Consider the following 11,340-nt stretch of genomic DNA (forward strand, 5'->3'; position numbering starts at 1 on the left):
AAGCAAACACGTACAAGGGGCATTTTTCCTGCTTGATCTTCAGCCTCATGGCACTGCCGTCAGCCGCAATGGCGGAAGAGGAGGGGGTGGCGAACGGCTCAGATGTCGTGAGCTCGGTAATCGTGGTGACAGGGGAGCGTGAATCAGATGTGGTGCCGGGCAGCTATCGCGCAGACGCCTCGAGTCTTGCCAGCAAGCAGTCCGTCAGTTTTCTGGAGCAGGCGCGCACCATCAACGTCGTGACCCAGCAAGTCATTCATGACTTCAACCTGGATGATCTGGAAGAAGCATTGCAGCCTGTCGCCGGCATTCAGTTGGGTAACACGCTAGGCGGCACCGAGGATGGCTTCGTCAAGCGGGGCTTTGGTAGCAACAGTGATGGCTCGATGCTCATTGACGGCATTCGCCAACCAAGGCGCACCTATACCACGGCCACCATCGATCGGGTCGAAGTCCTCAAGGGCCCCGCCTCGCTCTTTCAGGGCCAACAGGACCCCGGCGGCGTGATCAATCTGGTCAGCAAGCGCCCACAGTACGAGACGCATACCGAGGTGAGTGGGGAGGTCAGCTCTTTCGGTGGCACAAACACGACGCTGGATACCACCGGCGCACTGGGGGATACGGGCCTTGCCTATCGTTTCATTCTCTCGCATGAAGACGAAGATTCCTGGCGTGAGTTTGGCAATGATCGCCGCACCACCCTCGCACCCTCGCTGCGCTGGGAGGGTGAGAACAGCAGTGCTCAGATCACTTATGAGTATCAGGATTACGAGCTGGATCTGGATCGTGGCACCGTCTTCTACAACGGTGAGGCTGCGGATGTCACACGTAGCACGCGTTTCGATGAATCCTGGAACCGTGTCTACGGTCATGATGAAACCCTGAATGCCTGGTGGAAGCAGAAGGTCGCCGACGACTGGGATCTCAAACTGACCTATGGCTGGACGCGTCGGCAATACAGCGATGCGCGTGCCAACGTCACCAATGTCAGCGATACGGGGGATGTCACCGTGCGCGCTGAAGAAAATCAGGGCTATGATCGCAGCGAGCATTACACGGCGTTGGATGCTCTGGGCAATGTCGAGATTGCCGGCCAGCGCCATGAACTGGTGATCGGCGGGGATTACGAAACGACACGTGACTATCTGGCCGAGCGCTATTTCGGAGATTCGGTCACAACCTCGACCGTTACCAGCGTGACACACGGCCAGCTCTCGCAAGTGACCTCCGATGACATCAATACCTCGCGCAGCAATCGTCTCGACGAAACCCAGGCGATCGGTCTCTACGTCAATGATCGCTGGTACCTGAATGATCAGTGGATTCTCGGCCTGGGTGGCCGCTACACCTGGTTCGAGCAGCAGAGTGGAGAGGGCGAAGCCTTCGTCTCTGATCCGGACTATAGCGATAGCCTCTTCCTGCCCTCCGTCAGCCTGCTCTACCGCATCGATGATGCAAGTTCGGCCTACGTCAGTTACAGCGAGTCTTTCGTGCCCAATGGTACGGATAGCGACAGCGGAGAAGGTCTGGATCCTGAGCGCGGCAAGGGATATGAGGTCGGCTACAAGCGCCAGTGGAATCCGCGTCTGGCGACGTCGGTCGCGCTTTATCAGCTGCGCAAGGAAAACGTCGCCGTCTCGGACAATGGTGTCACGCGAACCATCGGCGAGGCGGGATCTCAAGGGCTGGAGTTCAGCCTGGAAGGTGCCTTGAGTGACCGGACCACGTTGTTGTTCAGCTACGCCTATACCGACACTGAAGTCATCGAGGATACCGAGGGCACCGAAGGCAATCGCCTGCCGAATGCAGCGCTCAATGCCGCGAGCCTCTATCTGGCACATGACTTGGCGATTGATCCGCACTATGGCGAGTGGCGTATCGGTGGTGGAGTCCGTTATGTCGGTGAGCGCGAAGGCAATGATGACAACAGCTTCTCGATGGATGCCTATACCGTCGCGGATGCCTTCGTGGGGTGGCGCCATGATTTCTTTGGTCCAGATACCGAGTTCAAGCTCAACGCCAAGAACCTCTTTGATACTGCTTATTACTACGGCAGTGGCGGCGATACCCGTGTGTTGGTGGGTGATCCGATGGAAATCAGTCTCTCGGCCAGCGTCGGCTGGTAAGTGACGCATCAGGCGGCTGGTACACTCTCGGCTTTGTCATCTCACTGTGAGGTATCGCGGCATGCTCGAGCAGCTTCCTTTGGCTGATATTCGTGCCTTCGTCATGACGGCAGAGGCTGGCAGTTTCACGCGTGCTGCCTTGACGCCTGGCGTGTCGCGCTCGCAAGTCTCCAAACAACTGTTATCGATGGGGCGTAATGGTATCAGGGGTTATCTCAAGAGCTTGAAAATCAAGCGTGGATCAGCTCAGCAGCAGTGCTCACGCTTGATGGCGGCCCAGTCCGTTGTCGGTGCCTTACGGCCGTGGCGGCCCGCATACGCAGCCACGCTCGGTGATTCCCAGCCGATCAGCAGCTCAGCATCGATACGGTAGATCTCCACGTCCAGCGGGTTGCAGGTCTCCAGCGGATCGCGGGCATCCGGGCCCCATAGATCAATCGATAAGTCACCGCCCGGGCAACAGGACATGGCGCACAGAAGGTCGGTTTCGGCAAAGAACTCCAGATAGTCACCCTTGCGTGCCGGGCAGGCTTTCATGAAGTACTTGTCGTCATCGTTGAGTCCGGTGCACTGAAAGATGTTGAGCACATCATGTATATCAAATTCGGTCAGTCCCCACGGCTCAACGGCTCGCACCAGGTTGGAGTGACAATGATGATCGAAGTCCTCGCCTGTCAGCATGCGGTTGACGTAGGGGTCGCAGCGGGTGCCGAGCAGGTCGTGTACGCGTCCACCCTGAGCATCGACGCCATAGTCTGCGAGCGTGTCGTCGATGATGGTTGCCATCGGACGTAGATACGGCAGTGTCGACCACAGACGGTCATAAGTACTCACATGCGCGCGTTGTAGCTGACGAGTGCGCGACGCCCACATCCGCTCGCGAGGGTTGTGCAGGTTCCACATGTTGAAATCACCGACCTGCGAGCCCTCAGTGATCTTGATGCGGAATACGTGACCGGCAGGCACCTCCCAGGCCAGGCCATCGCGCAATGGGACAGTGTGGATCGTGACGAGTGTGCGCTCGGCCTTGCCTTCGGTGAGGCTGTTGTAGAAGTCGCGATCGACGTCCAGAATCGAACCCTTGCTGGCTTGATAGGCGGCAGGTACATCACTCATGACAGGACTCCCGGGGTTTGTCAGGTCTGGTCTCTCATTGAGGATCGATGGCGGCATTGTCGGATAATGAAATCGAGCAAAGACGACGTCTACTGTCAGATTGCCACGTCAGGCGCTTCAGTACATTGTCGGCGACGATGAAACCTTCGGGAGGATGAAACAGAACTGGCGCAGGGATTGCTCCCTGCGCCAGTTCTGTTTCATCCCTGAGTCCAATGTTGCCCTCAGGCCAAGGGTGTCTCTTGGCTGATAGCAGATCTGATCAGCCGTTGAGCACACCAAGCCAAGCCCACAGGCCGAGCAGGGTGGCGATCAGTACCGGCGGTGTCAGTATCAGGCCGACCTTCATGTACTGCCCCCAGCTGATGTGGTGGCCTTTCTGATCGAGCACATGCAGCCACAGCAGCGTGGCGAGACTGCCGATCGGGGTAAACTTGGGGCCCAGATCATTGCCGATCACGTTGGCGTAGACCATCAGCTCCCGCGTCGTGTCACTGACCTGCTGTGCACTCAGGTGATCAATGGCGAGTGCGCCGATCAGCGTGGCAGGCATGTTGTTCATCACCGAGGCGGTGATAGCCGCCAGTACACCGGTGCCGAGAGTGGCGATCAGGCTGCCTTGACTCGCAAGCCAGGCAAGAATGTCGCTGGCGTGGTCGGTCAGGCCGGCATTGCCCAGCCCGTAGACCACCAGATACATGCCCACTGAGAACAGCACGATCTGCCACGGTGCCCCGCGCAATACTGGTCCGAGGGCTATGACTGCGTCGCCCGAGCCCAGCCAGCGCCCGGCAATGGCCAGCAGTATCAAGGCAGCGCTGCCCGTGACGACGCACAATGGTACGCCCAGCGGGGCAGTGACGAAGTAGGCGATCAACAGCACGCCCAGCAGCGGGAAGGCCGCGCGGAACACCTGGGGGTCCTTGATGGCGCTCGACGGTGCCTCGAGCTTCTCAAGCGTATAGTGCGAGGGCAACTCCTTGCGGAACATCAGCCACAGCACGATCAGCGTGGCGGCCAGCGCGATCAGATCGACCGGCACCATCACGGCGGCGTAATGCGTGAAGGAGATATCGAAATAGTTGGCGCTGACAATGTTGACCAGATTCGAGATCACCAGTGGCAGACTGGTGGAATCGGCGACGAAGCCGGTGGCGATAATGAAGGCTAACGATGTGGCAGCGCTGAACTCCAGACGCACCAGAATCGCGATCACGATCGGCGTGAGCAGCAGGGCCGCGCCATCATTGGCGAAGAAGGCTGCGATCACCGCACCCAGTAGCACGATCAGCGGGAACAGCTTGCGTCCATTGCCGCCGCCCCAACGCGCGACATGCAGTGCCGCCCAGCTGAAGAAGCCCGCCTCATCGAGGATCAGCGAGATGATGATCAGCGCCACGAAGGTGAAGGTGGCATCCCAGACGATATCCCAGACCACCAGCACATCCGGCAGATTCACTACGCCACTGACAAGCGCGACCACTGCACCGCCGAGTGCACTGGTACCGATGCCCAGTCCACGTGGCTGCCAGATCACCAGTGCCAGCGTGATGGCGAAGATTACCAAGGCAAGCATGACGTTTCCTTGTCGAGAATGGAGGAGGAGAAAGTAGAGAAGAGTGAAGAAGGGAGGCGGTCAGATCGTGGACTGATTGACGCGTCTGGAAACTTGTTCGGCACTCTCGACTCGCTCGGAATAGCGCTCGGTCAGGTAGTCGCTACGTTCGCGATTGAGCCAGGTGAACTTCATCAGCTCTTCGCAGACATCGACGATACGCAGGTACAGCGGTGACATGTGCATACGACCGTTGTCATCAAATTCATTGAAGGCCCGCGGTACTGAAGATTGATTCGGGATGGTCAGCATGCGCATCCAGCGACCCAGAATGCGCATCTGGTTGACACTGTTGAAGCTTTGGCTACCACCGCTGACTTGCATGACGGCCAGGGTCTTGCCTTGGGTCGGGCGTACACCGCCGAGCGAGAGCGGAATCCAATCGATCTGAGCCTTCATCACCGAGGTCATTGCACCGTGGCGCTCCGGGCTCGCCCACAGCATGCCCTCGGACCACTGCGCCAGCTCGCGCAGCTCCTGCACCTTGGGATGATCGACCTCGCAGTCATCCGGCAATGGCAGGCCGGCCGGCGAGTAAAGGCGCACCTCGGCGCCGAATGCGTGCAGCAGGCGCGCCGCTTCCTCGGCGGCAAAGCGCGAGAAGGAACGCTCACGCAGGGAGCCGTACAGCACCAGTATGCGCGGTGCATGACGCGGTGCATCCGGCCCGACCAGGCGCTCGATCTCCAGCGGCCGCCAGTGCTCGGCGTCGATATTGGGCAGGTCGGCCAGCGCCGCTTTCATCTCTTCTGTCATCGTGTCGCTCATGTGCTCAGGGGGGTATGAATTCATTGCTCAAGCCTTGGGAGCATGGACGACGTCGCCGTCTTCCTTGGTGTATTGCGCGACCGGATTGTCCAGCAACGCCAGTACTGCTTCAGATGGGCGACACAGGCGGGTGGCTTCGGGCGTCACCACGATGGGGCGGTTGATCAGGATCGGGTGGGCCATCATGGCGTCGATCAGCTCGGCATCGCTCAAGGCGGGATCATCCAGTTCGAGCTCCTCAAGAGGCGTGCCCTTGCGGCGCAGCAGCGGGCGCGGTCCTCCGCCCATGGCGTCGATCAATGCTTCCAGCGTCTCGCGCGTCGGGGGTGTGACCAGATACTCGATCACCTCTGGTGTCTCGCCGGAGGCCTTGAGCATGGCCAGCACATTGCGTGACGTACCGCAGGCCGGGTTGTGATACATCGTGATCTTGCCGGAAGAACGGGCGGAATCAGTCATCGTTGTCAGGCTCCTGAGAAGCACAGGGGGTGGGAGAGACGCTGCAGTCGGGCACGGTGAGCGAGGCCAGTAGTGGGTCGCAGACCACCGAGGAGCCAGCGCAGCAGTCGCGTACCAGAAACTGCACGGTGGCGAGCATGTGCTCGAGGTTGGCGCGGTAGATCAGTGAACGGCCTTCGCGCTGGGAGTGGATCAGCCCGGCGCGGCTCAATACACCCAGATGCGTCGAGAGCGTGTTGTGGGGGACCTCGAGACGACGGGCAATCTCGCCGGCCGGCAGTCCCTCTGGTTCATGGCGTACCAGCAGCCGAAACGTGTCCAGACGCGTGGCTTGGGATAGCGCCGCGAAGGTGTCCAGCGTGGCCTGCGGGTCGACTGCGGTGGGTACGGTATTGATAGTCATGTCCATATGTCGGGATGTATCGACATGATAGTCAATATCGTGATGTTTTCAAGTGGAAAGCGTTCAATAGGGATCTTTCAAGTGCAGGCCCTTCAGGAGCAAGGCTTTCAAGCTCAGGGCTGAAGCGTTCAGTTCTGATGTGCCAACTTCTCCAGCATCCGCATCCGCATCCGCATCCGCTTCAGTACCGGCCTCTGATCCAGCAGTGCTTGAAATGAGAGTGCGGGTCCTGGAGTAAGAGCCCTGGAATGCCATGTGCTGGCCTTGTATCTCCAAGTGCTTGCTTCCTCGAAGACCCGCAGGCTGTCAAACGGTGGTTGGTGATGAGATAGGGGAGTGTGAGCCGGGATCCTCACGCCCATCTGCACGCCATGCACGTACGCTAGCCGCGTAAATCAGGCATTTGCCCGACAGTGTTGGTAGCATGTGCGCCATTGGCTACACGACAAAGGAAATGGCGCGATGGAAATGGTGTTGCAGGTGATAGGTGGGTTGGTGCTGACCGTTGGCGTGTTGCTGGCAGCGGTGCCGGAGCTTGTGAACCGGTTCAAGGGGCCAGGCGATACCCCACTCCAGGTTCCCAAGGAACGCCATGCCGCGATTGCACGACGCATTCGCTGGGGCTGGCTGATCGCGGTGGGGTATCTGTTGATGTATCCGCCGATTGGTCTTGGCTGGCTGCCGATACTCTTGACGCTCGCGGTGGCGGGTATCGCCGGCATCATGACCGCGCGTCTGATGGGGTTGATGCTGGATGGCATCGACATGCGTCATCTGTTCCGCTTTGCTGCCGAGTCGCTGATTCTCGGCGGCCTGTGGACCTGGTTCGTCAAGCTGTCTGCCTGACATTGACGTAGCGTTGCTGTCCATCAGTGGTCACGTGATTCGTCTTTCAAGCCCCGGCCTTCGCCGGGGCTTTTTCTTGATGCGAGTCTTGATATACGTATTTATGCAAGTATGGGTACATGTAAACCGATACTTCACGGAGTTCCATGATATCTCTCTCTGACAATGATCGCGCAGCGCCGGTACTGGTCACAGGGGCGACCGGCTATGTCGCGGGTCAACTAGTGCGACGATTGCTCGAAGAAGGGCTGACAGTCCATGCCGCCGTGCGGGATCCGAGTGATCACAAGCGTCTGGCGGCACTGAAGGCACTGGAAGACAGCTTGCCGGGCAAGCTGCGCGTCTTCGCCAGTGATCTGCTCGAGCAAGGCTCTTACGCCGAGGCGATGGCGGGATGTCGCGTGGTCTTTCACACCGCCTCGCCCTTCGTGGTCAGTGTCGAGGATCCCGAGCGCGATCTGGTGCGGCCAGCAGTGGAGGGCACTCGCAACGTGCTCCAGGAGGCCAATCGTCAGAGCAGTGTCGAACGCGTGGTGCTGACCAGCAGTTGTGCTGCCATCTACAGTGACAATGCCGATGCGCTGGACACCCCGCGTGGCTGTTTCGACGAGAGTGTCTGGAATACCACGGCGTCGCTGACACACCAGGCCTACTCCCACTCCAAGACGCTGGCGGAACAGGCCGCCTGGCAGATCGCCGAGCAGCAAACGCAGTGGCGGCTGGTGGTGATCAACCCCTCGCTGGTGCTCGGCCCCGCGATCAGCGATGACACGCACGGCGAATCCTTCGGCCTGATGACGCAGCTCTGTGACGGCACGCTCAGGATAGGCGCGCCGGATTACGGCATGGGCGTGGTGGATGTGCGTGATGTCGCCGAGGCGCATCTGGCCGCGGGATTTTTGCCCACGGCTACTGGGCGTCATCTGGTCGCCGGGCACTCCTCAAGCTTCATTGCGCTGGGGCGCCTGTTGAGTCATCACGCCGGCCCGCAATATGCGATTCCCACTCGCCAGTTGCCCAAATGGCTGGTGTGGCTGGCGGGTCCGCTGGCCAACAGGGCGGTGACCCGCAAGATCGTCTCACGCAACGTGGGGCATGCCTTCGTGTTCGACAACACTCGCAGCCGTGAGCAGCTGGGACTGGTCTACCGGCCCCTCGAGACGACGCTGCACGACATGTTCGATCAGCTGGTCGCGAGTGGACGGCTGTCGAAGTGAGCTGACTCAGTCATCTGTCGTGCTCTCTATAGATCGGCGCAATTGAGGGGCGCCGTCTAGCGATGACGCAAGGGCTCGAGTAACGCATTCAGGCCGTTGTGATCAATCTCGTGCATCAAGGCCAGCAGACGGCCAGCTTCGCCCTGCGGAAAGCCCTTGCGAGCAAACCAGCCGAGATAGTCGCCGGGCAGGTCGGCATAGAAGCGTCCGGCATACTTGCCATAAGGCATCTTCTGGGTCGTCAGTTTCTGCAGGTCTTCGGGGCGCATGGCTTGTGTCTCATAGGCTGGGGGGGCAAGGTGACGTGGCATTATCGCGTATTCAGTGCGGGTTCAGCATGGCAAAGCGTGCGACCAATGCGATCACCAGCGTCGCAAGTACGATTTCCAACCATGACAGGCGGCTGAGCATCACGCCCGCGTGCGGCTCATGTGACACCTTGGGTGCCAGATGATAGCGATTGAAGAGCGCGATGCTGACCATCGCCAACACAAGGATGGCCTTGAGACTGAGCAGGCATTGGTACTCGTGCGACCAGTTCATCGGAAATGCGCCGACGATCAACCAGGTATTGAGTGCGCCCGAGAGGATCACCAGTGCGACAGCGACATGGCCGACACGCGAAAAGCGAATTAGGGCACTCATGACAGCATCGTGCCATCGTGGATGACGCAGCAGCGATAGCGCCGTGATCAGCGGAAATAGTGCGCCTAGCCAGAAGCCTCCGGCGAGCAGATGCACCCACTGATTGGCACGATGCAGCCACTTCAGCTCCCCGGTGTGCATGGCCGAGTGGCCGGAAATCGTCAGACTGGCCAATAGCACCATGCTGGATATCGCGATGATTTCCAGTCGCCTGCCCGGTGACACCAGGAGTGCCATCAGGCAGGCCAGCGTGATGATGACCTTGCATGTCCAGGCCAGGCCGATCGTGGTCTGGGTCGCGACGAGCCACAAGAGGGACGTAGAGAGAGCATCAGGCCAGCCGCTACCGAGAATGGCAGTGTGCAGCGGCAATTGACCCAGTGTGGCAAGCAGTATCAGGCCCAGTGCTACACGAAGCGTCCAGTCGCAGTGACTCACTAGCCTGTGACGTAATCCGCTCGATTTCAGTATCAGCAGATAACTTGTGACACCCCAGAGAAACAGAGCCGCTCCGTCAAAGACGAAGCGGCTGATGGCAAGTGCACTGGTGGGGTCGATGTCCATCAGATCAATCCCGGACAGCGCGATCACGGTGTGACGTTGAAGTGATAGTCGCCGTCTGTCTTGTGCCCGTCAGTCGAGAGGACGTGCCACTTGATCTCGTATTCGCCCGGCGTGAGCGCCTTCGTGACTGGCGCAGTCAGCGTCATGTCCTTGTTTCTGAGTGCTGAGTCACCCAGCGGTACGGCCTGACCGTCGGCATTGGTCAGTTCGATGCCACTGAACGGTAGCTCCAGTGATTCGGTAAAGGTCAGGCTGATGGTCTTGGGTGAGGACACGTTGGCGCCATCGGCAGGATTGGCCGTATCGATATGGGCATGTGCCAATACCTGGCTGCTGAACAGCATGCCGCCGACGATGAGGGAGGTTATCCCATGCTTTGCGAGAGTCATCATGATGTCCTGTGAGTGGTGAAATCCCCGCGCATCGCGGAGAGTCGCTCGGTCTGAAGATGCGATAAGCGTGGGTCGTGGAATGACACATTTTAAGCGAAGGCTCATGTAAACACGACTCCACTCAAAAGACATTTACCACTTGTCGACATGCATCAGGGCAAGAACTTCGTGGGTAGAGTGTCCTTGGCGATGAGTACTGTGCCTTCGACTTTCTATCCTGCTGACAATGAGGCAACGCCCATCCATGCAAGGCGAAGTGCCAAGAGCGTCAAGGACCATTTGAACAGCCCTTCGAAGTTGTGGTTCGAGACCTTGTCGAGGAAGAGCAGACCAATGCGCGTCCCGATCAATCCAGCCACGATCATCAACATGATCAGGCCGAGCCAATCGCGAAAGACAAAGCCTGCCATGCCAAAAACGAAGGCCTTGGTCAGATGCTGAGCCACCATGCAGGCAGCGAAGGTGGCGACCTTGTCATGACGCTCTCCGCCGCCTTGTTTGATGAAACTGGCAACGAGAGGGCCGCTGGCACCGATCAGGCTGGAGAGAAATGTCGTGACCGCTCCGGCAATCAGCGTACCTGTCGCAGTGAGTGCGCGTTTGGGCAGATCTGGGCCCCAGCAACTCAGCAGCACGAATGCTGCGATGCAAAGTTCCAGGATACCAGCCGGTAACCGGATCAATACCCAGGACGCGACCATTGCCCCCAGCGCGACGCCTGGAAGAAATGCCAGAAATCGCTGCCAATCGATATGCCGCCAGGTCATGGCCATGCGACCGCCATTGGAGCCCAGCTGGACCATGCCATGGACCGGAATCAGGGCACCGACAGGCATTACCTGAGCCATGACAATGATCAGCAGTGTGCCACCGCCAACCCCCACGGCAGCCGAGAGAGCAGAGGTCAGCGCTGCAAACAGGATCAAGGTCAGCGTGACAGGGGGAGATAGGGGAGACGCGTACAGTGACCATGAATTCAGGTGGTCCAGCAGCAGAGACAGCTGTGATATCTCAGGCATGATGCGCGTCTTCTCGGCAGGAGTCTGGCGGTCCTCAGCAGTCGGCATCAAGGCAAGAGCTGCCACCATGCTGAGCTGAGATTGAATAGGCGGCTAAGGATACACTGGCAGTGAAGGACTTCCCAAACGATGGTGCCGAGAATCTTTTCCTGACAACAGAACACCCCATC

12 protein-coding genes and 1 pseudogene are annotated in these 11,340 nt (G+C 59.1%); 4 read left to right on the forward strand and 9 right to left on the reverse strand.

The window, feature by feature from the left end:
* The first annotated feature begins 47 nt into the window (after positions 1-47).
* Positions 48-2,126 carry a TonB-dependent siderophore receptor gene (locus BF12_RS0103140; protein ID WP_084487950.1) on the forward strand — a complete coding sequence of 693 codons (2,079 nt, stop codon included), beginning with the start codon at positions 48-50 and terminating at the stop codon, positions 2,124-2,126.
* A gap of 61 nt (positions 2,127-2,187) precedes the next feature.
* Positions 2,188-2,295: pseudogene (locus BF12_RS23535) on the forward strand (LysR family transcriptional regulator); the annotation flags it as partial.
* Between the two features lie 77 nt (positions 2,296-2,372).
* Here the strand turns inward: BF12_RS23535 and BF12_RS0103145 are convergent.
* From BF12_RS0103145 to BF12_RS18465, 5 genes are all read right to left on the reverse strand, one after another.
* Positions 2,373-3,242, reverse strand: coding sequence for an urea carboxylase-associated family protein (locus BF12_RS0103145; RefSeq protein WP_024950999.1), 870 nt, complete (start codon positions 3,240-3,242; stop codon positions 2,373-2,375).
* 262 nt (positions 3,243-3,504) lie between these two features.
* Positions 3,505-4,818: an arsenic transporter gene (locus tag BF12_RS0103150; RefSeq protein WP_024951000.1), complete on the reverse strand. Its 1,314-nt coding sequence runs from the start codon at positions 4,816-4,818 to the stop codon at positions 3,505-3,507.
* A gap of 60 nt (positions 4,819-4,878) precedes the next feature.
* Complete coding sequence (gene arsH / locus BF12_RS0103155; protein WP_439644461.1) at positions 4,879-5,601, reverse strand: arsenical resistance protein ArsH; 723 nt, start codon at positions 5,599-5,601, stop codon at positions 4,879-4,881.
* A 51-nt stretch (positions 5,602-5,652) separates the two neighbouring features.
* Positions 5,653-6,084, reverse strand: coding sequence for an arsenate reductase (glutaredoxin) (gene arsC / locus BF12_RS0103160; RefSeq protein WP_051510693.1), 432 nt, complete (start codon positions 6,082-6,084; stop codon positions 5,653-5,655).
* Entirely contained in the window at positions 6,077-6,487 is a 411-nt protein-coding gene (locus BF12_RS18465) for an ArsR/SmtB family transcription factor (protein ID WP_051510700.1), read from the reverse strand. Before BF12_RS18465 ends, arsC begins: the two co-directional genes overlap by 8 nt.
* 462 nt (positions 6,488-6,949) lie before the next feature.
* Here BF12_RS18465 and BF12_RS0103175 point away from each other — a divergent pair, with 462 nt between their 5' ends.
* Together BF12_RS0103175 and BF12_RS0103180 are read left to right on the forward strand one after the other, a co-directional pair.
* Positions 6,950-7,333, forward strand: a complete 384-nt coding sequence (locus tag BF12_RS0103175) for a hypothetical protein (RefSeq protein ID WP_024951005.1) — start codon at positions 6,950-6,952, stop codon at positions 7,331-7,333.
* Positions 7,334-7,479: 146 nt separating this feature from the next.
* A complete protein-coding gene (locus BF12_RS0103180; RefSeq protein ID WP_024951006.1) occupies positions 7,480-8,550 on the forward strand; it encodes an NAD-dependent epimerase/dehydratase family protein in 1,071 nt (356 codons plus the stop codon).
* Between the two features lie 56 nt (positions 8,551-8,606).
* Here the strand turns inward: BF12_RS0103180 and BF12_RS0103185 are convergent, their stop codons facing one another.
* The 4 genes from BF12_RS0103185 to BF12_RS0103200 form a co-directional block, all read right to left on the reverse strand.
* The gene (locus BF12_RS0103185) at positions 8,607-8,819 is read right to left on the reverse strand and encodes a DUF3820 family protein (RefSeq protein ID WP_024951007.1); all 213 of its coding nucleotides are present in this window, start codon (positions 8,817-8,819) and stop codon (positions 8,607-8,609) included.
* Positions 8,820-8,871: 52 nt separating this feature from the next.
* A complete protein-coding gene (gene copD / locus BF12_RS0103190) occupies positions 8,872-9,759 on the reverse strand; it encodes a copper homeostasis membrane protein CopD (protein ID WP_156941123.1) in 888 nt (295 codons plus the stop codon).
* A 23-nt stretch (positions 9,760-9,782) separates the two neighbouring features.
* Positions 9,783-10,148 (reverse strand): copper homeostasis periplasmic binding protein CopC, encoded by a 366-nt coding sequence (gene copC / locus BF12_RS0103195; RefSeq protein WP_024951009.1) that lies wholly within the window; start codon positions 10,146-10,148, stop codon positions 9,783-9,785.
* 215 nt (positions 10,149-10,363) lie between these two features.
* Positions 10,364-11,170: a sulfite exporter TauE/SafE family protein gene (locus BF12_RS0103200; protein WP_084487951.1), complete on the reverse strand. Its 807-nt coding sequence runs from the start codon at positions 11,168-11,170 to the stop codon at positions 10,364-10,366.
* Positions 11,171-11,340: the final 170 nt, after the last annotated feature.

Origin of the sequence: Cobetia crustatorum (genome assembly GCF_000591415.1) — a bacterium.
In the GTDB taxonomy this organism is placed as follows: Bacteria; Pseudomonadota; Gammaproteobacteria; order Pseudomonadales; family Halomonadaceae; genus Cobetia; species Cobetia crustatorum.